The 24,608-nt window shown below is 56.6% G+C and carries 12 protein-coding genes, 2 tRNA genes and 2 pseudogenes; 15 read left to right on the forward strand and 1 reads right to left on the reverse strand.

What is annotated here, in order from left to right:
• Positions 1-12: 12 nt before the first annotated feature.
• From glmM to OIK44_RS01735, 6 genes and pseudogenes are all read left to right on the forward strand, one after another.
• Positions 13-1,350, forward strand: a complete 1,338-nt coding sequence (glmM, locus tag OIK44_RS01710) for a phosphoglucosamine mutase (RefSeq protein WP_273668927.1) — start codon at positions 13-15, stop codon at positions 1,348-1,350.
• A 517-nt stretch (positions 1,351-1,867) separates the two neighbouring features.
• Entirely contained in the window at positions 1,868-8,497 is a 6,630-nt protein-coding gene (locus OIK44_RS01715; RefSeq protein ID WP_273668928.1) for an MBG domain-containing protein, read from the forward strand.
• A 181-nt stretch (positions 8,498-8,678) separates the two neighbouring features.
• Positions 8,679-10,232 carry a ShlB/FhaC/HecB family hemolysin secretion/activation protein gene (locus tag OIK44_RS01720; protein ID WP_273668929.1) on the forward strand — a complete coding sequence of 518 codons (1,554 nt, stop codon included), beginning with the start codon at positions 8,679-8,681 and terminating at the stop codon, positions 10,230-10,232.
• A 121-nt stretch (positions 10,233-10,353) separates the two neighbouring features.
• Positions 10,354-10,430 (forward strand) — tRNA-Pro (locus OIK44_RS01725).
• A 79-nt stretch (positions 10,431-10,509) separates the two neighbouring features.
• Positions 10,510-10,586, forward strand: a tRNA-Arg gene (locus OIK44_RS01730).
• 229 nt (positions 10,587-10,815) lie between these two features.
• Positions 10,816-11,184 (forward strand): annotated as a pseudogene (locus OIK44_RS01735) (IS3 family transposase); the annotation flags it as partial.
• A gap of 179 nt (positions 11,185-11,363) precedes the next feature.
• Here the strand turns inward: OIK44_RS01735 and OIK44_RS01740 are convergent.
• Entirely contained in the window at positions 11,364-12,341 is a 978-nt protein-coding gene (locus OIK44_RS01740) for an IS481 family transposase (protein ID WP_273668930.1), read from the reverse strand.
• A gap of 138 nt (positions 12,342-12,479) precedes the next feature.
• On the opposite strand from OIK44_RS01740, the pseudogene OIK44_RS01745 reads away from it, so the two are divergent.
• From OIK44_RS01745 to OIK44_RS01780, 9 genes and pseudogenes are all read left to right on the forward strand, one after another.
• Positions 12,480-12,767: pseudogene (locus tag OIK44_RS01745) on the forward strand (integrase core domain-containing protein); the annotation flags it as partial.
• 670 nt (positions 12,768-13,437) lie between these two features.
• Positions 13,438-13,545 (forward strand): class III lanthipeptide, encoded by a 108-nt coding sequence (locus OIK44_RS25670; RefSeq protein ID WP_420213805.1) that lies wholly within the window; start codon positions 13,438-13,440, stop codon positions 13,543-13,545.
• A 420-nt stretch (positions 13,546-13,965) separates the two neighbouring features.
• Positions 13,966-16,671: a class III lanthionine synthetase LanKC gene (gene lanKC / locus OIK44_RS01750; RefSeq protein WP_273668931.1), complete on the forward strand. Its 2,706-nt coding sequence runs from the start codon at positions 13,966-13,968 to the stop codon at positions 16,669-16,671.
• A 14-nt stretch (positions 16,672-16,685) separates the two neighbouring features.
• A complete protein-coding gene (locus OIK44_RS01755; protein ID WP_273668932.1) occupies positions 16,686-18,311 on the forward strand; it encodes an ABC transporter transmembrane domain-containing protein in 1,626 nt (541 codons plus the stop codon).
• A gap of 77 nt (positions 18,312-18,388) precedes the next feature.
• The gene (locus OIK44_RS01760) at positions 18,389-19,708 is read left to right on the forward strand and encodes an ABC transporter permease (protein WP_273668933.1); all 1,320 of its coding nucleotides are present in this window, start codon (positions 18,389-18,391) and stop codon (positions 19,706-19,708) included.
• 8 nt (positions 19,709-19,716) lie between these two features.
• A complete protein-coding gene (locus OIK44_RS01765; RefSeq protein ID WP_273668934.1) occupies positions 19,717-20,931 on the forward strand; it encodes an ABC transporter permease in 1,215 nt (404 codons plus the stop codon).
• A gap of 195 nt (positions 20,932-21,126) precedes the next feature.
• On the forward strand, positions 21,127-22,392 hold the full coding sequence (locus tag OIK44_RS01770) for an efflux RND transporter periplasmic adaptor subunit (RefSeq protein WP_273668935.1): 1,266 nt from the start codon (positions 21,127-21,129) through the stop codon (positions 22,390-22,392).
• 9 nt (positions 22,393-22,401) lie between these two features.
• The gene (locus OIK44_RS01775) at positions 22,402-23,109 is read left to right on the forward strand and encodes an ABC transporter ATP-binding protein (RefSeq protein ID WP_273668936.1); all 708 of its coding nucleotides are present in this window, start codon (positions 22,402-22,404) and stop codon (positions 23,107-23,109) included.
• Entirely contained in the window at positions 23,106-24,410 is a 1,305-nt protein-coding gene (locus tag OIK44_RS01780; protein ID WP_273668937.1) for a TolC family protein, read from the forward strand. Before OIK44_RS01775 ends, OIK44_RS01780 begins: the two co-directional genes overlap by 4 nt.
• Positions 24,411-24,608: the final 198 nt, after the last annotated feature.

Below are 24,608 nucleotides of genomic sequence, written 5' to 3' on the forward strand. Positions count from 1 at the left end.
GAAGAGAACACTATGACGCGTAAATATTTTGGCACCGACGGTATCCGTGGCCTCGTCGGCGCAAGCCCCATCACGCCGGACTTCGTCATGCGCCTCGGCTATGCGGCCGGCAAGGTGCTGGCCAAGGCCCAGACGGCGGCGGTGAAGCCGACCGTGCTGATCGGCAAGGACACGCGCATTTCCGGCTATATGCTGGAAGCGGCGTTGGAGGCGGGCTTCTCGGCCGCCGGCGTTGACGTGATGCTGGCCGGCCCGATGCCGACTCCGGCCATCGCCTACCTGACGCGGGCCCTGCGGCTGGCGGCCGGCGTCGTCATTTCCGCTTCGCACAACCCCTTCCACGACAACGGCATCAAGTTCTTCTCCGACCAGGGCACCAAGCTGCCCGACGCCGTCGAGCTGGAAATTGAGGACGCGTTGGACATGCCGATGGCTTGCGTGGCCTCGGAAAAGCTCGGCCGCGCCAAGCGCCTGGCCGACGCCCAGGGCCGCTACATCGAATTTTGCAAGAGCACCTTCCCGAACGAGCTCGACCTGCGCGGCCTGAAAATCGTCGTCGACTGCGCCCACGGCGCCGCCTACCACATCGCCCCCCACGTGTTCCATGAGCTGGGCGCCGAAGTGATCGCCATCGGCAACAAGCCGGACGGCTTCAACATCAACGCCGGCTTCGGCGCGACGGCCCCGGCGGCGATGGCGGCGGCCGTCGTCGAGCACGGCGCCGACCTCGGCATCGCCCTCGACGGCGACGCCGACCGCCTGATCATGTGCGACGCCAAGGGCCGCCTGTACAACGGCGACGAGTTGCTCTACGTGATGGTCAAGGACCGCCTGGCGACGGGGCCGGTGCCGGGCGCCGTTGGCACCCTGATGACGAATATGGCGCTGGAAGTGCTGTTCAAGGAAATGGGCGTCGGCTTCGCCCGCGCCAAGGTGGGCGACCGCTATGTGCTGGAAGTGATGAAGGAGCGCGGCTGGATACTGGGCGGCGAGGGCTCGGGCCATTTGCTGTGCCTGGACAAGCACACCACCGGCGATGGCATTGTGTCGGCCCTGCAAGTGCTGTCGGCGCTGAAACGCAGCGGCAAGAGCCTGGAGCAGTGCTGCAGCGAGCTGGTGCTGTTCCCGCAAACGCTGATCAACCTGCGCGTGACGGCCGGCTTCGACTGGCAAAAGAACCCGGCCATGGTCGACGAGAAGGAAAAAGTCGAACGCGAACTGGGCGACACCGGCCGCGTGCTGATACGCGCCTCGGGCACCGAGCCCTTGATACGCGTGATGGTGGAGGCGAAAAGCGCCGATAACGCGAAGGCGATGGCGCAACGCATCGCCGACAAGGTCGCCGCCTGATAGAAGCAGCGCGGCTGCGGCCATTGTTCGGCAAAGCGGGCTGTCATATTCGACAGCCCGCTTTTTTTATTCTCCGCGCCGTTTGCGGCGGATGGCAATTCAATAGCTTGAGAAACTCACAGATTATTGCATCGAAAACTTCCTTGTTAATCGATAGCGACTCGAATGTGTTTTCATTGTCCATATTTTCAATAAGCGTTAACGTAATGTTTATCGAAAAATCATATCGCGCGCCGTCTCCCTCGTTCCTGCATTTTCTCCTATGAGAATTGGTATTTTTTGGTGCCGTCATCGTGCGCCAAACAATAAAATATTCTAAATTTCAAATCACAAAATTGCTAAAATATTCAGTGCAATATTTTTCATTTTTATCAAACGTCCATTACGCCTGGTGTCACCGCTTTATTTTTGCCGAAGCTGTTGTTTTATTCTCCCGGCCCGCAATTACTGATTGAGTATTGCCGAAGGTCAATATATTCTAATTCCAGCAGCAGTCCATTTTTGATAAGGATCAATCATGCACCGGCCTTCACTCAACCACGTCTACCGCCTCATCTGGAGTCATCATGCCGGCGCCTTTGTCGCCGTTGCCGAGAATGCCAAGAAGGGCGGCAAGAAGCCGCGCAGCCGCGGCGGCGTCGCGGCGGTGTTGAGCTTGTTGCTGGGGACGGGGGCGGGGGCGGCGGACTTGCCCACGGGCGGGCAGATCGTCGCCGGCGCCGGCAGCATCAGTCAGGCGGCCAGGAGCACGACGATCACGCAGCTGAGCCCGAAAATGGCGGCCGACTGGCAAAGCTTCAGCATCGGCCAGGGCAATACCGTGACCTTCGTGCAGCCTTCGCGCGACGCCGTGGCGCTGAACCGGGTGCTGGGCGCGGACGTGTCCAATATTCAAGGCGCGCTGCAGTCGAACGGGCAGGTGTTCCTGATCAACCCGAACGGTGTGCTGTTCTCGCCTAGCGCCCAGGTTAACGTCGGCGCCTTGGTGGCCTCGACGCTGAACCTGTCCACCGATGATTTCATGGCGGGCAATTACAAATTCCAGGGCGCCAGCGACAAGGCCGTCGTCAACCGCGGCAGCATCACGGCGCAACACGGCGGCAGCATCGCCTTGATTGCCGCCCGGATCGAGAACACGGGCACGCTGCTGGCCGACGGCGGCAACGTGGCGCTCGGCGCCGGCAGCGCCGTTACGCTGGACCTGGGCGGCCCCGTCAAGGTGCAAGTGACGGCGGCGGCCATCGACGCCCTGATCGCCAACGGCGGCGCGATCCGCGCCGACGGCGGCACCATTTTGCTGAGCGCGAAGGCGGCCGGCGACCTGGCCAGCACCGCCATCAATAACACCGGCTTGATCCAGGCGCGCACCCTCGCCAGCGGCGCAAAAGGCGAAATCCGCCTGCTCGGCGACATGACGAACGACCGCATCGAGGTCGGCGGCAAACTCGACGCCAGCGCCCCCCACGGCGGCAACGGCGGCTTTATCGAAACCTCGGCGGCGACGGTCAACACGGCGCCCGAGTTGCTGGTCGACGCCGGCGCCAAAACGGGCAAGGGCGGCGAGTGGCTGATCGACCCCTATGATTATGTGATCAGCGGCAGCACGCCGGGAACTTCTGCCTACCTCATCGCCAGCACGCTCAGCGGCGGCACCAGCGTGACGGTGACGACCCAGTCCAATAGCGCCAGTTACGGCGCGACCGGCAGCGGCGCCGGCGACATCACGGTCAATAGCGCGATCACCAAATCGGGCGGCGGCGCCGCCACGCTGACTTTGCGCGCGGATAACAACATCATCGTCAACAGCGACATCACGTCCAGCAGCGGCGCGTTGAACATCACCCTGTCGGCGGGCAACGCGGCCGGCGCCACCACGGGCGGCGTCGACATCAACGCCAACCTCGGCTCCAACGGCGGCCGCATCTTGATCGGCGGCGCGGCCGGCACCGCCAGCAATGGCATCGGCTACGCCTTGAACCGCAGCGCCGCCCTGCCGGCCGTGACCATCGAGCAAAGCAAATCCATCCTGTCCGGCGGCGGCGACATCACCATCAACGGAAAATCCTCGGCCACCAGCTCCAACTACAGCGGCACAGGGGCCGGCGTCTATGTCAAGTCCGGCGCCGCCATCAACAGCGGCGGCGGCAACATCAACATGAGCGGCATCAGCACCACCGCCGCCAAGGAATTCGGTTTCGCCGTCGAGGGCAACTCGGGCACCGTGACCACATTCACCACGTCCGGCACGACGGGCCACCTGATAGTCGACGCCGTCAACCAGGTGAATGTGGATGGCGCGCTGGGTCTGGTCAACAACGGCGGACAGGCGCGGATTCAGTTTATCGCGCCGTCGGTCGCCGACATGTTGTTCAAGCTCAACGGCAACCCGCAGCTGACCAGTTTTACCATCAAGCCGCCGTGCGGCTCGTCCTACCCGAACTGCGGCACGCTGGTGGTTCCCGGTTCAAATGGCAGTTATCTGTACGCCAACTACCAGGCCGTGAACATGGCGACCCAGGGTATTTATGTGTTTACCCCGGACGGAAGCAAGGTCTACGATGGCGCCAGCCTGATTTCCGGCGGCCTGACGCTGTCCTCGCTGGGCGGCCCGAGCGGCACCGATAATGCGGCGACCACCACCTACCTCGGTGGCGCTCCGCTGACCTTCTCGACCGGCAGCAAAAATGTCGGCACGTATTCCTCCACGCAGATTTGCAAGGGCGCGACCTGCAATCCGACGAATTACTCGACGAATTACGCCATCGGCTATTACCACGGCAGTTACAGCATCACGCCGCTGGCATTAACGAATGTACAGGCCACCAACAAAGTGTATGACGGCACGAATGCGGCGGCCATCACGGCCAGCGGCATCCTGGCGGGCGACAATGTGGTTCTCAGTGCCACCGGCGCCGGCTTTGCGTCCTCGAATGTCGGCAACAACATTGCCGTCAATGCCAGCGGCGTGAGCCTGTCGGGCAGCGACGCGGGCAATTACACGGTCCCGGGCGGGGCCATCTCCACCAGCGCGAACATCACGCCGGCGTCGTTGACGGTGACGGCGAATGGCGCCAGCAAGGTCTACGGGCAGACGCCGTCGCTGACGGGCTTTAGCGCCAGCGGCCTGCAAAACGGCGAAACCGTCGGCAGCGTCACGCTTGCCAGCGCCGGTAGCGCAGCCGGCGCCAGTGTCAACGGCGGCCCGTATGCCATCACGGCCAGCGGTGCCACCGGCGGCACGTTCAGTCCGTCGAACTACACGATTGCCTACGTCAACGGCGCGTTGACGATCACGCCGGCAACGCTGAGCTACAGCGCGAACACTGCCAGCAGGGCGTATGGCAGCGCCAACCCCGCGTTCGGCGGCAGCGTGAGCGGCTTCGTGAACGGCGACAACCTGGCCTCGGCGACGAGCGGCACGCTGGCCTTCGGCAGTGCGGCCACGGCCACCAGCGACGTCGGCAGCTACGCCGTCAACGGTTCCGGCCTGAGCGCCAACAACGGCAACTACACCTTCGTCCAGGCTGGCGGCAACGCCGGCGCGCTGACGATCAATCCGGCGGCGCTGACGGTGACGGCGAACGACGCCAGCAAGGTCTACGGCCAGACGCCGTCGCTGACGGGCTTTAGCGCCAGCGGCCTGCAAAACGGCGAAACCGTCGGCAGCGTCACCCTTGCCAGCGCCGGCGGCACAGCTGGCGCCAGCGTCAGCGGTGGCCCGTATGCCATCACGGCCAGCGGTGCCGCAGGCGGCACCTTCAAAGCCTCGAACTATACGGTCAGCTACGTCAATGGTGCATTGACGATCACGCCGGCAACGCTGAGCTACAGCGCGAACGGCGTCAGCAGGGCGTATGGCAGCGTCAATCCCGCGTTCGGCGGCAGCGTGAGCGGCTTCGTCAACGGCGACAACCTGGCCTCGGCGACGAGCGGCACGCTGGCCTTCGGCAGCGCGGCCACGGCCACCAGCGACGTCGGCAGCTACGCCGTCATCGGTTCCGGCCTGAGCGCCAACAACGGCAACTACACCTTCGTCCAGGCTGGCGGCAACGCCGGCGCGCTGACGATCAATCCGGCGGCGCTGACGGTGACGGCGAACAACGTCAGCAAGGTCTACGGCCAGACGCCGTCGCTGACGGGCTTTAGCGCCAGCGGCCTGCAAAACGGCGAAACCGTCGGCAGCGTCACGCTTGCCAGCGCCGGCGGCACAGCCGGCGCCAGCGTCAGCGGTGGCCCGTATGCCATCACGGCCAGCGGCGCCAGCGGCGGCACCTTCAAAGCCTCGAACTATACGGTCAGCTACGTCAACGGCGCATTGACGATCACGCCGGCAACGCTGAGCTACGGCGCGAACGGCGCCAGCAGGGCGTATGGCAGCGCCAACCCCGCGTTCGGCGGCAGCGTGAGCGGCTTCGTCAACGGCGACAACCTGGCCTCGGCGACGAGCGGCACGCTGGCCTTCGGCAGCGCGGCCACGGCCACCAGCGACGTCGGCAGCTACGCCGTCAACGGTTCCGGCCTGAGCGCCAACAACGGCAACTACACCTTCGTCCAGGCGGGCGGCAACGCCGGCGCGCTGACGATCAATCCGGCGGCGCTGACGGTGACGGCGAACGACGCCAGCAAGGTCTATGGCCAGACGCCGTCGCTGACGGGCTTCAGCGCTAGCGGCCTGCAAAACGGCGAAACCGTCGGTAGCGTCACCCTTGCCAGCGCCGGCGGTGCGGCCGGCGCCAGCGTCAACGGCGGCCCATATGCCATCACGGCCAGCGGCGTCGCAGGCGGCACGTTCAAGCCGTCGAATTATGAGGTCAGCTACGTCAACGGCGCGTTGACGATTACTCCGGCGGCGTTGACGGTGACGGCGAACAACGCCAGCAAGGTTTACGGCCAGACGCCGTCGCTGACGGGCTTTAGCGCCAGCGGCCTGCAAAACGGCGAAACCGTCGGCAGCGTCACCCTTGCCAGCGCCGGCGGCGCAGCCGGTGCCAACGTCAACGGCGGCCCGTATGCCATCACGGCCAGCGGCGCCAGCGGCGGAACTTTCAATGTCTCGAACTATGCGGTCAACTACGTCAATGGCGCGTTGACGGTCACGCCGGCAACGCTGAGCTACAGCGCGAACGGCGCCAGCAGGGCGTATGGCAGCGCCAACCCCGCGTTCGGCGGCAGCGTGAGCGGTTTCGTCAACGACGACAACCTGGCCTCGGCGACGAGCGGCGCGCTGGCCTTCGGCAGCGCGGCCACGGCTGCCAGCGACGTCGGCAGCTATGCCGTCAACGGTTCCGGCCTGAGCGCCAACAACGGCAACTACACCTTCGTCCAGGCGGGCGGCAACGCCGGCGCGCTGACGATCAATCCGGCGGCGCTGACGGTGACGGCGAACAACGCCAGCAAGGTCTACGGCCAGACGCCGTCGCTGACGGGCTTCAGTGCCTCCGGCCTGCAAAACGGCGAAACCGTCGGCAGCGTCACCCTGGCCAGCGCCGGCGGTGCGGCCGGCGCCAGCGTCAATGGCGGCCCATATGCCATCACGGCCAGCGGCGTCGCAGGCGGCACGTTTAAACCGTCGAATTATGAGGTCAGCTACGTCAACGGCGCGTTGACGATCAATCCGGCGGCGCTGACGGTGACGGCAAACAACGCCAGCAAGGTTTACGGCCAGACGCCGTCGCTGACGGGCTTTAGCGCCAGCGGCCTGCAAAACGGCGAAACCGTCGGCAGCGTCACCCTTGCCAGCGCCGGCGGCGCAGCCGGTGCCAACGTCAACGGCGGCCCATATGCCATCACGGCCAGCGGCGCCAGCGGCGGCACCTTCAATGTCTCGAACTATGCGGTCAGCTACGTCAACGGCGCGTTGACGGTCACGCCGGCAACGCTGAGCTACAGCGCCAACGGCGCCAGCAGGGCGTATGGCAGCGCCAACCCCGCGTTCGGCGGCAGCGTGAGCGGTTTCGTCAACGACGACAACCTGGCCTCGGCGACGAGCGGCACGCTGGCCTTCGGCAGCGCGGCCACGGCTACCAGCGACGTCGGCAGCTACGCCGTCAACGGTTCCGGCCTGAGCGCCAACAACGGCAACTACACCTTCGTCCAGGCTGGCGGCAACGCCGGCGCGCTGACGATCAATCCGGCGACGCTGACGGTGACGGCGAACGACGCCAGCAAGGTCTATGGCCAGACGCCGTCGCTGACGGGCTTCAGCGCTAGCGGCCTGCAAAACGGCGAAACCGTCGGTAGCGTCACCCTGGCCAGCGCCGGCGGTGCGGCCGGCGCCAGCGTCAATGGCGGCCCATATGCCATCACGGCCAGCGAAGCCGCAGGCGGCACCTTCAAAGCGTCGAACTATGCGGTCAGCTACGTCAACGGCGCGTTGACGATCACGCCGGCGACATTGAGCTACATTGCCAACGCGGCCAACAGGTCCACTGGCATTGCCAACCCCGTGTTTAGCGGAAGTGTCAGTGGCTTCGTCAATGACGAGACTCTGGCATCGGCAACCAGCGGCACCCTGGCGTTTTCCAGCCCCGCTGACGGCACAAGCGGCGCAGGTCGTTATGCGATTAATGGCGCTGGCTTGAATGCCAACAACGGCAATTACCAATTTGTTCAAGCCGACGCTAACCTTGCTGCGCTGACCATCACGCAGGCTGCGGTGACCCCTGTTCCGCCACCTGTCGTCATTGTTCCAACCCCATCAACGCCGGACCCAGTCGTCGTCGTTACGCCTACGCCAGTTATACCGACGCCAAATCCAGTGGTCGTCGTTCCTACTCCGGTCATTCCAGCGCCTACCCCTGTTACCGGCGTTGCTGATCCGGTCGTGCTCGCCGTCGCGGCGGATGCGCAGCAGTTCGTGCCACGCACCTTCCCCGTGCAGCAGTTCTTGAACAATGGCAGCAATCTGCCGCTGTCCAACCCAACGGTGGTCAGCCCGGACAGCCTCAGCTATGTGATGTTGAACAGCGGCAGTGGCAGCCCGGCCGTCGCCGCCGAGGCGCCGGCAAGCAACGCCGGCACGACAACGGTAGCAGGAGCCGGCGCGGATCTGGTGGTGAACGGTGTGCCGGTCGCGCCCGCCGGTCCGACCAATGTCTTTGTCGTGGATGGCGGCATCAATATGGCGGGATTTGTCGTGTCGAAGTAACAGCGCGGCGATGCGGTGAGAAAAATACGCATATGCGCGTTGCGTCGGGGGGATGTCTGGATGTTAATATTGGAGCATGAGAAAAATCAAAGCGTTTCAGATATGGCCGCTTGCATTTTCCAGTATGGCGGTGCAAGCCGCGGGCCAAATTCCCCCCGACGCGGGTCAGATGCTACAGCAGATGACCCCGCCACCGGCCCTGCGTCCTGAGAGCAAACCGATCCAGGTCGACATACCGAAACCCGGGGCGCCGGCACCGCCGGGCGGTGAGCAAATCACGCTGACATCGGTGACCTTTTCGGGGAACACGATCTTTGACGCGGCGACCTTGCAGGCCGCCATGGGCAACGTGACGGGGCCGCACCAGGGCCTGGCCGGCCTGCAACTGCTGGCTGACCGCGTCACCGCTTTCTACCGCGCCCACGGCTACCCGTTCACCTCGGCCGTGCTGCCGCCGCAGGACGTCAAAGACGGTGTGCTGCGCATCGACATACTCGAAGGGCGCTACGGACGCATCCAGGCCGCCGGCGAAGCGCCGCTGGCGCGCGGTGGCCAGCCGTTTCTCGACTCCCGGCTGCAAGCTGGCGGCTTCATCGAAAGCACGGCCCTCGAACGCGTCATGCTGATCCTCGACGATCAGCCGGGCATGAAAATCGTGCCCGTGATACGCCCGGGGGAGGCCACGGGCAGCGGCGATTTGTCGGTCAAGGTGGTGCGCGAATCGTCGTATGGCGGCGACATCGGCTTCGACAATACCGGCAGCCGCTACACCGGCGAATACCGGCTGCGGGCCAATGTCTACGCCGACAGCCCCTTCCTGTTCGGCGACAAGCTGAGCTTGCGCAGCATCGTCACCGACGAGCGGCTGTGGCTGGGTTCGCTCGACTACGAGTTGCCGCTGGGCGGCAGCGGCTTGCGCGGCCAGCTCGGCTACGCCCACACCAGCTATCAACTGGGCAAGGACTTCGCCTATCTTGACGCGTCCGGCTTTGCCAAGGTGTCGACGCTGAAATTCAGTTATCCCTTGCTACGTTCGCAGGCGAGCAATGTGCTGCTCTCGGCCACCTATCTGCACAAGGATCTGGAAGACCGCTATGGCGCCGTGAACGCGTCGGCGCGTAAAACGAGCAACAGTTGGCCGGTGGCGCTGCAGTTCGACCGGCGCGACGGCTTCGCCGGCGGCGGCATCACCTATGGCTCCGTGAGCTGGACCAGCGGCAAGCTCAATCTTGATGGCGGCCTGGCCGCCGCCGATGCCGGCAGCGCGAAAACGGCGGGGCGCTCGCACAAATTCAACCTCGACGTGGCGCGCATCCAGAAATTGCCGGCCAATGTAGTCTTCTATGGCCGCTATTCGGCCCAGTGGACCCGCACCAACCTCGACTCGTCGGAGCGCTTCGGCCTGGGCGGCGTGTACGGCGTGCGCGCCTATCCGTCCGGCGAGGGCATGGGCGACAAGGGCTATCTGCTGCAGACGGAGTTGCGCTATCCGAGCGGGCCGGTGACCCCCTTCATTTTTTACGACGCGGGCAAGACCCACGTCAATGCCCAGCCTTGGGACGCCAATTCGCGGCTCACGCGCAGCATTTCCGGCGCCGGCGTCGGCGCCCGGGTCGAGTACAAGGGCTGGAGCCTGGACGCCACGCTGGCGTGGCGCGGACGCGGAGGGGCGGTGCAGTCGGACAAGGTGGAGCACAATCCGCGGCTGTGGTGCATGGCCGGCTACCGGTTTTGAGCGGGGCAGGGCTGCGCCGGAACCGGCCCAGGCAATGGCGGCGCCTGTGGCGATAGCCATTTCCGTTTAAATCGCCATGGGCCATTGACGGAATGTGTGCCAGGCTTTATTATCTTGTCTTCGGAGTGTAGCGCAGCCCGGTAGCGCACCTGGTTTGGGACCAGGGGGTCCAAGGTTCGAATCCTTGTACTCCGACCAAAATATAAGCGGGCTGTCAGATTCTTGACAGCCCGCTTTTCATTGCGCGTAGCATTCCAGGCATCGCCATTTTCTCACTCTGCCCATAGCTCAGTTGGATAGAGCATCAGCCTTCTAAGCTGAGGGTCACAGGTTCGATTCCTGTTGGGCAGGCCAGTATCCATGCGGGTTTCAGCTAGTTATCCACGTCGCAAAAATTCCTCAATTCTGAGATAGTTCCGCAAACGCTATTTTGTTGGTTCGACGATCTTGCCCCGGCGACGGTAATGCTTGTCCGTCGTCCGCTGGCTGTCATGCCCGAGAAGGTCGGTCGCCGCCTGTGCGCCGCGCTCGTCGCCCACATCATCAGCCGCCTTTGCGCGCAGGTCGTAGAACCAGAATTGCTTTGGCGATGAATGCGCTGTTGATGGCTGTTTGGCGACGTAAGCCAGCGGATCCTGTGATGGTTCATTCGGATCAGGGCTCGCAGTTCACCAGCAAGGACCGGCGCGATTTCTTGATGGCGCATCGGTTGGAGCCAAGCATGAGCCGGCGTGGAAATTGTCATGATAATGCTGTCGCTGAAAGCTTCTTCCAACTTTTAAAGCGCGAGCGCATCAAGCGCAAGACCTATGCAACCAGGGACGACGCCAGACAGGATATTTTCGACTACATCGAGATGTTCTACAATCCGAAGCGCCGTCACGGATTCAATGACAGGTTTTCGCCAGTAGAGTTTGAGCGAAGGCATTTTGAACGGCTCGCGGGTGTCTAGCAGACTCGTGGCGATTCAAGCTCGTCCAGCTTGCCAACCAGTTGCTTGAAGTCTCGCTCTCTCATTGCGTCCCCCAAGAATGAAGTCCCTACAGATCAGACTTCATTCCTAGCGAGCAGTTCCACACTTACCGGTGACATAGCCTTAAATTTCGCCCCATCAAACCAGCCTCGCCCCACCTAAATGTCCAGTCCCGTTTGATCATAGACGCGTTTAACGAATAATTCCGGCTTTCGATCCTGCCATTCTTTGAGCGCCTGAATGGGCGTTTTGGCGCCGATGGCGCGTTGGGGAGTGTGGTGGTTGTAAAGCTTCAGGTAGTTGAGCAAAGTCGTCTCCAGGTCGGCCTGGCTATCGAAGCGGGTTTGCTGCAGCAGTTCGCTGATGCGGCCGTTGAAGCGCTCCACCATGCCGTTCGTTTTTGGGTGGCGAGGCGGCGCCAAACGATGCTCGATTTCCATGCCGGCGCACACCTTGTCGAAAGCATGCTGGCCGCTTGGCTTCTTGTCCTTCATGGCGAAGCGGTCGGTGAATTGCGAGCCGTTGTCGGTCAGAATCTTGGTGATCTTGACCGGCGAGGCCAGCTTGAGCCGGCGCAGGAAATCGACGCTGCTGCGGTCGCTCATGTCGCCGTCAATGTGCAGAAACACCCAGCGCGTGGCGCGGTCGATGGCCACGAACAGGTAGCGGCGCGAGGTCTCGTCGGGCATTTGCGGCAGGTAGTTGATGTCGATGTGAACGAAGCCAGGCTCGTAGTCCTTGAAGGTCTTCTTGGCCGAGATCGTTTCACCCTCGGCCTTGGGAATGACGTCTTCAAGGCGCGCCATGCCTTCGCGCTTGAGCAGGCGGGCGATGCCGGATCGGGACACCTCGGCGTTGATGTATTGCCGGGTAACGTAGAGCAGGTCGTCGAGCGGCAAGTAGAGCGTCTGGCGCAGCGACAGCACGATGGCCTCCTGCGTTGCGCTCAAGGTCGTGTGCAGGGTGTGGGCGCGGTGCGAGCGGTCTTGCACATCGTCGCGCTTGAGCCACTTGGCGGCGGTGGCGCGGGTGATGTTGAAGACCTTGGCCGCCTGGCGGTCCGACAGGCCGGAGTCCTTGATTTCCTGCCGAATCTTCGGGGTAGTGCGGGCCTGCGGATGGATGCGTGTGCTCATGCGCTCAAACGTTTCGGTGACGTACTGCGATGGGTAAGGGATCGCGGCGGCAAGCCGGCGACCAGCTTGTCAAGCACGGCCTTGGCGCGAAACAGGGCCATGCTGCGACAGAGGATATGATCGCACGAAACTAAGCGCCTAAACGGCAAGGTGGAGAGATCGCAACGAACTGATCTCGACGAGTTCTATTCCACGGTCGATATCAAGGATCCGTTGCTCCCAGACTTGCTCGCGGAATGGCAGCATTACTACAACTGGGATAGACCGCACAGCTCTCTTGACGACAAAACGCCTGTCGAGAGCCTTACCGAACTCTCCGACAAGGCGCTGCTATGGGAGGAGGTCAGCGCTAAATTTGACCCGTCAAAAGAGCATCTTCAGGAACAGAACTGTCGGGTTGAACTGGCGCTGCGAAAATTGAAATGATGTCCGTGAATCGCACACAACTGAATATTCTCATTAATCCGGAGACTAATTTTTATCTCAAGCCGGACACCGAGTTGCATTTTAAAGTGGGTGCCTTTCGGAATTTTAAATAGGACACCCGTTCTCCAACCCGGATAGTCAATTTCGACCGTTGCCGGCAACCGCCCTGCGCGCACCAACTGTAGGAGTCGGTCATCTTGGTGCTGATCGCCGGCCCGCGGCTTGATACCGGCCGGCGGCTCGATGCCCGTCTGCGGCGTCGGCATTCTGGCCAGCGCTTGATGCAATTAATTGTTTAGTTTCGTACGATCATATCCCATCTTTAACATTTCATTAAAATTCAAGTATTCGGAAAAGGTAAGATTAACTTACATAGCTATCACGAAGATTCACAAAAAATATCACCAATTGTCACAAATATAAAAATATAAATTATTTTTGGTTGTTGACACTGATGCCAAAAAATTACAGAATGTAAATGCCTGACAACATTAGCAAAATTACATTCAAGCCAGCAGCTTGTTGTTGGACTAGGATAGCAACGTGGCGCTCGGGCAGAACTAGTGGGAAGATATTCAAATTTTTTGAAATTTTTCTATTGGTAGAAGTTTAACCGTCAAATATTTCAATTTGATAATTTATTTATAATTTAATATTTAAGAGGCGTAAAATGAAACGTGTTTTGAATCTGCAACGCATGGCTCTGGACATCAACGAACTCACAGCGGTGAGCCTCACTAGCTCGGGTAGTGATTGCTGCAAAAACGACCCTACCTGATGAATTAGGGCGAGGAGCAGTGCTTCTGTATTACTGCTTCTCGCTTCGATAAATTGCGCTATCGAGGTGTCAATTGAATCGTATCCTTAATCTGCAACGCCCTCAATACGAAGCCAATTTAATCGGCGCAGTTATTGGTTTAACCAGCTCTCAAAGCGACTGCTGTAAAAATGATCCCATCTGATGTGGGCAAAGAGTGGTGATGGTTCAATGTCATTGCCCCTAACCGCGATAAGTTCTATTGTCAATGATTCCATGTAAATTTTTCCTATAAAAATTCTACATAAATACTTGGCTACATTCTAAAATGGTTCAAGAGGTTTTTTTGCAGTGCAATATAGAAAATTAAATTGCAACTTCAGTAAAAATTCTTGGTGGCTAAATTGCAATTTATATTCAAAGTTCGAAATGGAGTGGATTATGGTACGTAGGGCAAAATCGCTGCGAGAGAGACGTCACATCGATAAGGCGTATTACCGTGGTTCCAGCGAACTCTTTTACGAACCAAATTACCCGCATTATCACCCTTCAGATGAATTGAAGTCTTCGGTTGACTCCCTGATTGCGGCCCGTGGCGCGTCATGGCGAACACATCGAACTGATGTATGGACACATGTTATACCGTTTTTCAATGGTGTGCCGGTCAATCTGCCAAACCAAGGATGGAAGATTCACGTTTCCGCTACAGAATCCAATTGCCGAGATATTCTAAATAAAGTTTCTGAGCTAGCCTTTGAGCATAACGTTCATTTTAAATTTGCTAACGATGTCAATACATTGAAGCTGATGACATCAAAGCGTTGGCCCCGAGGTGGCTCCGGAAAATTTATTACGCTCTACCCTTGCACGGAAAAATTCTTTCGAGAGTTTATTGAATACGCGTATGAAATATTGAAAGATGACGTTGGATCGTATATCTTGTCAGACCGACGATATAAAGATTGTCGATGTCTCTATTATCGGTACGGTGGTTTCAACCTATCTAGTCGGCTGCACTTCATGGGCACAAAAATCCACATGCTTACTTCGCCCGACGGTGATGAGGTTGAGGACCGCCGAACTCCATATTATGAGAGTCCTTCGTGGGCACCAGATCCATTTCCCCAAGAAGAGCTCGATGAGGGGGAAATGACACTTAATGATGGGCGATACGAGGTGAAGAGCGCCCTGGGATTTTCGAATACAGGCGGAGTTTACCTGGCAATCGACACGGTAACCGGCAAGGAGGTCGTCATTAAGGAGGCGCGTCCCTATGTGGAGCTCGGGGCAAACGGCGCGGATGCTACAACGCGGCTCGCTAAAGAAGAAAATAACTTGCGTGCGCTAACTGGTTTAGGGATTGCGCCGGAGGTCTATACTTCATTTCAAGATTGGGAAAATCACTATCTCGTAGAAGAATATTTCGACGCCTTCGACATACGCGAACTGACGGTGATGAAGAGCCCTCTTGTTCTCGCTTATCCAACGCTTGCAGATAGCAAAGCATTCTACGAGAGCTACAAAAATATATTTATTGGTGTGCTAAACGCCGTCGATCAAATTCACGCCAAAGGCATGATAATTGGCGATCTTTCGCCAACAAATATTTTGATTGAGAAGACCACCATGAGTGTGCGGATCATCGATCTTGAGGGCGCTTACCGGCCTTCGATTGAGGACGCAGAAACCCTCTTTACACCAGGTTTTCGCTCAGAGCATAAAGGTCGACCGAAAGAAAGCAATTTCCATGATGACCTGTATGCAATAGGCACAATGATGTTATACGGGATATTCCCAATAGCTGCTATGGCGTACCTTCGAGCTGATCTTTTTACTAAAATTGCGCCCATAGTTTTGGCTGATATAGGATGGTCGCAGACCCCGGTCCAGCACGTCATCGAACAGCTCATCACTAATTCTATTACTTGCCGTGAGGCTATCGAACTGCTGAACGGCCGATCCATTATTGAACAGCCGATGACAAGAAAGGCGGCCCCAGCCGTTCTGCCGTTGGAGGAAATATGCCGAGGGATGGCGCGATTTATAAATAGCAACTTCCGATTGGATGCCCCCTACACATTGTTCCCGATTGATCCTTTTGGAAGCAGTTTCAACCCGATAAGTTTAGGATTTGGGTCCTCCGGTATTATTCATTCACTTTTGAAGTGCGGTTTTGAGACTCCAGGACCTGCCTTGCAGCGATATCAAAATGAGATTGATGCTATCGATCCAAAAAAATTAGCTCCAGGATTTTGGATCGGTGCAGCCGGCATCGCCTGGACATTATTGTCAACTGAAAAATTGGAAGATGGGAAAAAATTCCTGCTGGCCGCAAACTCCAGTCCTCTCCTACGTGAGCACCATTCGCTCTACTATGGGATGGCTGGAATTGGCATGACAAATCTAGCTGCCTTTCGCATGCTGGACGCACAGCACTATCTGAACGTCGCAATCGATCTCGCTGAGACGTTGGCAGCCACGGCATTAACGAGTGAGCGCGGGATATATTGGAATGACGACGTTGAGACGCGAATTGGTTTCGGATATGGCCAGAGCGGGGTTGCCCTCTTTTTCCTCCGTCTATATCAAATGACGAATGTGCCGAAGTGGCATGCATTAGGCAAGAAGGCACTAGAATATGACCTTTCGTTCTGCTTCGAGCGGGAGCCTGGAGTAGGCTGCTTCCCGTGCGCCCCCGACGAGACGAATACTTATGATAATTACATAGAACAAGGTAGTGCCGGCATTGCAAAAGTGGCCATCCGTTATGGGCTATGGAGTGAAATTGATAATATTTTAGCTGATGCTCATAGAAAATATGCAGTGTTCGCGGGCCTTTCCTATGGCGTGATTGGGTTTGTTGACGTCTTGCTTGACGCATATCTTTACTCGCAGGATAAAAAATACTTGGACATGGCAGAAAGACCGCTGCAGGGGTTCAGAGATATATTCCTGTTCGAGAGTGGGGATGGTTATGCAGTCCCTGGAGACGGCTTATTCCGAATATCTTGTGATTACGCCACTGGTATTGCTGGCGTTATGAAAACTCTCCATAGATGGTCCAACCTTCTGCCTGACGAATTTTGTTTAGATGAGCTCGATAATTTGAGCGGACACAGCGCAACCAAGCGTACTTTGCTTAAATAAATTGAGGTTGAACTATGCGCTTAAGAGAAAAAATTCAAGAAAGCGATACAGGGATGGCATCTTCAGCAGACCAGCACCATTCATCGTCGCTCAACGGCTTTATGCTGCTGCTTGGGGAGTACCGAAGCAAGTATGCATTGGCCACCTTATGCGCTGCTCTGATTGGAGGGGTCGGAGCATTGTTACACCCATTGTTGTTAACTGCTATTTTCGACGCTGTGACCCTTCGTGCGGATTTTGATCGGTTTATGTACCTTGCCGGTTGTTACTTCGCTCTGGGGGTGTCCATGAATATACTAAGTTTTCTGTTATCTCTCTGGCAGCAAAAGCTGGACAATAGGATTGTTGAGAAGGCCAGCGAAGACCTTTTGCAAGCCTATTTTTTTAAAGATTACGGTGACGTCATGCAGCAGGGGACCGGCTATTACATAAGTCGTATACGATCCGACGTGAAGGATGGCTTAGTGCCGATGTTGCCGTTGGTAAGGAAAATGGTGGTGAACATTGTCATGTTTGTTGTTTTTATCTCCGTTTTAATATACATCTCTTTGAAGGCTTTTCTTGTGCTATTTGCCATAATTCCGGTTGCAACAGCAGTAAGCATTACGGTGAGTAAAAAAATTCGAGGGTTAACTAATATTGAACGCGATAATGAGGCCTCACTTTTGGATACACTCACTAAGTCAGTGAGCGCGTTCAAAATGGTTCGTACCTTCAATATGGCATCTCAAACCATTCACGCATTTTCAAGAAAAATGGAGTCCGTCCTTGACTCTGGATACAAAAAATTTCGGGTAATTAACGGACTTCAGCGCGGAAGTGACATAACGATGGTGGTGTCCGATGCATGTTGTATTTTTGTGGGAGCATTTTTTGTCTTCCGGCAGACCATGACAGTCGGCTCATACATTGGCTTTATGAATTCTTTTTGGCGCTCAGCTACAACGCTCATCGAAATTTTTAGACAATGGGCCGAACTTCACGGCCACAACGCAACGGTTACTCGCCTGATATCGTTTATGGAAGAACGGCCTCTTAAGCTTCATCACAAGGCTGAAGGATCTGTTTTAGTAACAGATATCAGCTACTGTTACGGAGCCAATCGGGTCATTTCTGAATTTTCAATGATCGTAGAGCCAGGTCAAAGCGTCCTCGTCGCCGGTCGCAATGGATCAGGAAAAACCACCTTGGCTAATATTTTGGCTGGTTATCTGACTCCATCTGAGGGGCAGCTAAAATTGCCTGTGCGGATAAGTGCAGTAACGTTGCCAATTCAATTCCCCCCCCTTAAAGTTGGCGAGCTAGGCATAGATAGTGAACTTTTGCAAGCCTTTAAAATAGATGCGCTCGATATTCTGGAGGGGTATCCTGATCAACTATCTGCGGGGCAGCAACAGAAGCTATCGCTTGCGCTTTCACTCTCACACGACGCAGAACTTTACATCTTGGATGAGCCGTTGGCCAATTTGGATGTGCCCAGCCGAGCTATTGCTATGCAAGAGATTCAGCGACGTACTTCCGGAAGGATGCTGGTGATGATAATGCATGGCGGTGAAGAGTATTCCGCTATTTTTGATAAGACATACAATATAGGAAGCGCTCTCACTCAGAATGAATCACTCAAGGTCGTTAATACGTGACGATTCATCGAAATTTTTCCCCATTCTTCTGATTGATATTTAAATAAAAATTAATTTCATAATTTATACTATATTTAATGTTAAATTATTATCTAAAAGTGGCTTTGCACAACACGAGGCGCAATAAGGCGCTGACCATTTTGATGGTTATGGCCATTGCAGTCGGCATTGGCGCAAGCATGACTGCGTTGACAGTAACGAAATTATTGTCTGGTGATCCATTGCCTGGTCGAAGTCAAGACATTTATTATCCACAAGTCGATGTCGTTCCTGAATCAAATGGTCGCGAGCCTTTAGATGTACTCGACTATAGGACGGCGATGGACCTTTGGAGCGCCAAACAAGCGGACCAGCAGACCATCGTCGCACGTAGTCAGATAAAGCTTCGTGCACCGGATACGTCGTTACCACCCATTATGCTTTCCATGGCTTCCGTTACGGCAGATTTCTTCACGATGTTTGATGTTCCTCTCACGTATGGAAAAGGGTGGAGTCATGGAGATGATGAATTACGCTCTCGTGTGGCAATCATCTCTTTTAAACTGAATGAAAAACTATTCGGGGGCGCGAACAGTGTCGGCCGTATCATACGTTTAGGAGATTTCGACGTACGGATCGTTGGCGTGATGGCACCATGGCGTCCGTTCCCATTGTTTTATCAGGTCCGCGGCGGTAGATTCGCCAATGGCGACACCTCAGCTTTTTACGATAAAAGCGAGGATGTATTCCTTCCTTTTTCTGCGAGCCTGGATGTCAATAGGGGAAATTTTCAGCCGTTTACTTGCTGGGGAGCGCCTGAGCAGCCAGGTCATTTAGAGAGTGCTCCTTGTGCATGGGTGGCTCTATGGGTTCGGCTGAGCAATCCAGCTAAGGTGGCGGCCTATAATCATTTCCTGCGGAACTATGCCTCCCAACAAAAAGCCTTGGGACATATTAAACACGCAGAAAACACACGCTTACGATCACTGATGCAATGGCTTGACTACAATCGCGTAGTGCCAAGTGACGCCAAACTGCAGACAATCCTAGCATTTGCGTTTCTTGGGATTTGTCTGACCAATGTATTGAGTCTTTTGTCGGCCAAATTCTTGCGTCATAGTACTGAGACTGGGCTACGCCGGGCACTTGGCGCCACGCGTAGTGCGGTGTTTTCCCACTGTATGGTCGAATCGGCGGTCATTGGCGTGCTCGGCGGCGTAGGGGGACTGATGTTATCTTTACTCGGGCTATATTTGGTGCGTCATCAGCCAGTCCCCTATGCGGACGGGGCGTATTTGGACGTCTCGATGTTCTGGTTGACCTTCGCCATATCCTTGCTTGTCAGCTTGTTGGCAGGGATGTTACCAGCCTTACGCGCCGCTCTGATGCAGCCGGCGACGCAGTTGAAACAGCTATAAGGGCCGCTATGCAGACTCGTTATATCCTCGCCTCGTTACGTAAGCACCGGTTGGCCACTTTTCTGATTGCCCTGCAAATTTCCTTGGCATGCGCGGTTCTATGCAATGCTTTCTTTCTTGTCGTGCAACGCGTCCACGCAATGCAGATTGAAAGTGGGGTGGCCGAAGCTTCGCTGGCCACTATCAAGCTTTCTGGGTTCGCTCCTGAACAAGCGGTGGACGTTAACGCCCGAGTAGTCGAAGCGCTCCGCGGCGTGGCCGGGATAGAGGCCGTCAGCGTGGTTAACATGGTGCCATTCGGCGAATCTGTGTCCAGCGCTGGCGTAAGGTTAGATCAGGAGCGTAAGCGCTTTGGCGGCGTAATTGATTTCTATATCGGCGACTCCAAAGCGATTGAGACATTTGGCTTACGCTTAGTTTCGGGCCGTTTTCCGCTGGCAGACGAGTACGCACCAATCGGCAAAACTGTTCCGTCTAGTCCCCCCGTGCTAATCACACAGTCGCTGGCAGCCCATTTCTGGCCAGGTCAACTTCCCCTTGGGCGGCAATTCTGGGCAATGGGCACGGCATTCCGAGTAGTGGGCGTGGTCGCACACTTGACAGTCGCCGCTCCAGGAGGGGGGCAAAGTGCAGATGCTGATTGGGCTGTTTTTGTGCCAGCAATTGCAGGGGCAAACCTGGCGGGGAGATATATTCTCCGAGGACGCACCTCAGATATCGCTCGGATAAGCGACAACGCTAAGGCGGCTGTTGTTAAGGCTGCTCCCGATGCGGTGCTGGACACAGAACAGAGTAATACGCTGCTTGAACTGCGCGAGAGTTACTTCAATAGTAGTTATGTCATGGTCGCGCTGTTGATGGGCGTCAGCGTTGCGCTGTTGGGCACGACAGCACTCGGGATCATCGGGTTGGCCAGTTTCTGGGTAACACAGAGACGCAAACAAATCGGGATTCGGCGTGCCCTTGGCGCCACCACCGGCGACATACTACGCTATTTCCAGATCGAAAACTTTATCATTGTTTCGTTCGGAATCCTCATCGGTATGCTGCTAGCCTATGCTCTCAACTTTGGGTTGATGAGGTTTTATGAACTGCCGCGCTTGCCGATCTGGTACTTGGCGATAGGAGCGGCCACACTATGGATTCTTGGTCAACTTGCTGTGCTGGCGCCGGCGCTTCGCGCATCGGCGATCCCACCAATGCTAGCGATCAAGGCGGTCTAGGAGTGGTCCCTAAAACACGAGCTAGCTATCTTGACGAAGATCGGTCGATACCTATGGCACTCAGCGTGCGAATTGGGCAAGGCCAGCGCTCCATGCCTTTACTTGGCTACCCGCACTGTTATGCGCAAGAGATAAATCAACTGTCGAATATGCACTCGCCGAATTTGCTGCCGCTAATTTCTCAATTAATAAACGATGATACTTGACACTTCCGCACAGGACACTCGCCTTCCTCTAGCCCGGCCACGTAAGTGGATATGGCTGTCCGCCGGTTTTGTCGCCGTTGCGCTACTCACTTTTTTGGGGGGGCATTTTAAAGATGCGCTATCGGGAGGAGGCAGCGTCAATAGTGATCGTCTTACTTTTGCTAACGTGGAATGGGGCGAATTGACACGAGACGTAGCTGCTGAAGGACGTGTAGTCGCTGCCGCAGCGCCTACACTCTACGCTGGCTCTAATGGCACGGTCACACTTGCAGTCCAGCCTGGCGATACTGTTAAAGCCGGCCAAGTTGTGGCCCAGATCGCTAGCCCTGAGTTACAGGCAAATCTTGCCCAATTGCGCAGCGCTGCGGACGCTCTTAAGAGCGACTGGCTGCGAGCTCAAGCCGATGCCCGTCAAGCCCGTGCCGCAGCCAATGCGAGCGTGCAGACCGCAGCACTAGGGCTCACTTCAGCCGAAAATGATCTCACTCGGCAGACCCGTGCTTTCGAGGCTGGGGCGGCCGCAGGTATTGCGGTCGACCAAGCTCGCGACGCGCTGGCCCGCGCTCGCATTACGCACGAGCAATCGCTACAGGCACTAACGCTCAAAGATGATGCAACAAGATTCGAGCTTGCGGCCCGTCGGCAAGCTCACGAGCGTGCCGAGTTGCAGGTGACCGATTTACAACGTCAACAACTTGATCTAACTGTTCGTGCGCCAGTCGATGGTCAGATAGGCCAAGTCTTCGTGGCCGATCGATCCACCGTCGCTAAGGACGCCAAGCTATTGGCCGTTATCGACTTGACCAAGCTGGAGGTCCAAATCCAGGTAGCCGAAAGTCAAGCACGTGAACTGGCTCCCGGAATGCTTGGGGAAATTAGCGGCAATGGACAGCATTGGCGCGGCCGTATTAGTAGCGTCTCACCTGAGGTGGTCAATAGTGAGGTGGCCGCCCGACTTCGTTTTGATGGTGTTCACCCGGAGGCGCTGCGCCAAAACCAACGTCTTTCTGCTCGAGTCATGCTTGGCCATCGAGAGCGCGTATTGCGCGTGGCGCGCGGTTCCTTTGTTGAGGAAGGCGGCGGACACTGGGCATATGTCGTAGTGAACAATGTCGCCACCAAACGTCCGATTCGCCTAGGCGTACAAAGTCTGACGCAGATAGAAGTTCTAGATGGCCTCAAAGCCGGCGAACAGATTGTCGTCGCGGGCGCTGACGTGTTTAAGGGCGCGAGTCAAGTTCAATTAATTCAGTAAGGGATTACCATGCTGCAAATGCATCACATTGCCAAAGTCTACCGGACCGAAACCGTCGAAACCGCAGCGTTACGCGATTTCAATCTAAGTGTAGTTCAGGGAGAATTTGTTGCCGTAACCGGCCCCTCCGGTTCAGGAAAGAGTACTTTTTTGAGTATTGCGGGTTTAGTTGAAACGCCAAGTGACGGCCGTTATGTTTTAGACGGAATCGATGTAAGTAGGATGAACGATAACCAGCGTAGCCACTTGCGGAACCAAAAAATTGGCTTTATCTTTCAGGCCTTCAATTTAATACCGGACCTAAATCTCATTGATAACATCGAAGTTCCGCTCGGCTATCGGGGCTTGAGAGCGGCGGATCGCCGAGAGCTTGCTCACTCTGCATTAGCTAAAGTAGGTCTTTCGGGACGCGCAACGCACTATCCAGGTCAGCTTTCGGGCGGTCAGCAACAACGTGTCGCCATTGCTCGTGCGCTAGCCGGAACCCCACCGCTGCTGCTAGCCGACGAGCCTACCGGCAATCTCGATACGCAAATGGCGGGGGGAGTGATGGAATTGTTGGAAGAGCTACATTCCGGCGGCGCAACTATCGTTATGGTCACCCATGATCTGAATTTGGCTGAACGAGCTCAGCGTATCGTGAAAGTGATGGATGGGCAAGTTTCTGAGATTCAGCGCGGTACACGGTTACACAGTCTGGACGGCAGTGTTGTATGAAACGATTGCTCTACGTCTCATTTTTGATAGCGTGCACAAATGCCGTAGCAGAACCTAGTGATGACCTGGTTAGCTTATATAGCAAGTCCCGCGCCAACTATCCTATGCTACAACAGGCAGTAGCGCAGCTTGGGGCGAGCGACGCCGCTGTTGATATTAATCAAGCCGCACTCATGCCGCAGTGGACAATTAGCGCAACGCCTCGGCGTACGACAGGTGTAACGACGAGTACCGTAACTAGCAAAATAAGCCAAACTATCGTTAACTTGGCAGCACTAGACACTTGGCGTGCGGCGCGCGCCGACGCCAGCGCTCAGACGGCCACACTGCGTGCTATCGAGCAGGCGCTAATGGCTGAGGTCGCAGTACGATATTTTGCATTGCTCACAGCACAAAGCCAACTCGATACACTTGCCGCCAATGAGGCAGCCGTTGCTGAGCTGGTTCGGCAAAGCATGGTTCGCGTGGCTGAGCGTCTATCCGCTGCAGTTGATGTTGATCAAGCCCGTGCCTATCTTGGCCTTGCTCAAGCATCCACCCAGCGGGCGAAAGAATCTTTGGCCGACGCACGCCAAGCTGTGCAGGAACTCACCGGACAGTTGCCACTGTCGCTCAAGCGGCTGAAAAAGGGATTTAAACCGGCCGTACCTCACCCCACAAATTCGGACGCATGGGTAGAAGAAGCTTTAGTTGACAATCCGACACTTCAATCTGGCAACGCGGGCGTGCTTGCGTTAGAACAACGTGCGAAGGCAACGCGCGCGGCAAATCTGCCTACCTTGGATGTGTCTTTTACTACGTATCGTGCACCCATCGACGGAGCTTCCAGTGGTCGGCAAGTCACAAATAACACGCTCGGCTTGACACTCACTTTCCCCATAGTCGCGGGCGGCGCAACATTCGCCTTAACAAGACAGGCGTTATACGCACGGGACGCTGCTGCCGCGCAAGTTGAAGCGACCCGTCGAAGTATCATTCGTAACGTGGAAGCACAACTGCAGACAGTTCGGGGCAGCGTGGCCGAGATCGCAATAGCCGAGCCCGGTGCTGAGGCCGCAGAGAGGGCACTTTCCGCAAACCGTGCCGGCCACCAATACGGTACCCGTACTCTGACCGACGTACTCAATGCAATTCAGACTAATGGGCAGGCGCAATTACAACTCACTCAAGCGCGTCACCGCAATTTGGTAGCTCTGTTGCAACTTAAACAGGCCGTAGGGCGGTTAAGCGTAGATGATCTTGTAACCGTCAATGGGTTATTAGAATTTGACTTTGAAAAAACATCAAGGCCTATGCCATGATGCATGAGTTTTGAGCACAGATTATTTTCGTCTATGAACGGTGGCGTTAGCGTACTGGAAATCGAGTGGTATACTTAAAAAGTATCTCTACGTTTAGGTATAACATGTAGTAATCGCGATCTGATCTGACAGTTACCCGAGTTGAAACCTTACCGAGTAAGGCTAGCCGGGCTAAACGCATTCGATGAGTATCATAAT

Source organism: Janthinobacterium fluminis, from assembly GCF_028595325.1.
Taxonomy (GTDB): domain Bacteria; phylum Pseudomonadota; class Gammaproteobacteria; order Burkholderiales; family Burkholderiaceae_D; genus Janthinobacterium; species Janthinobacterium fluminis.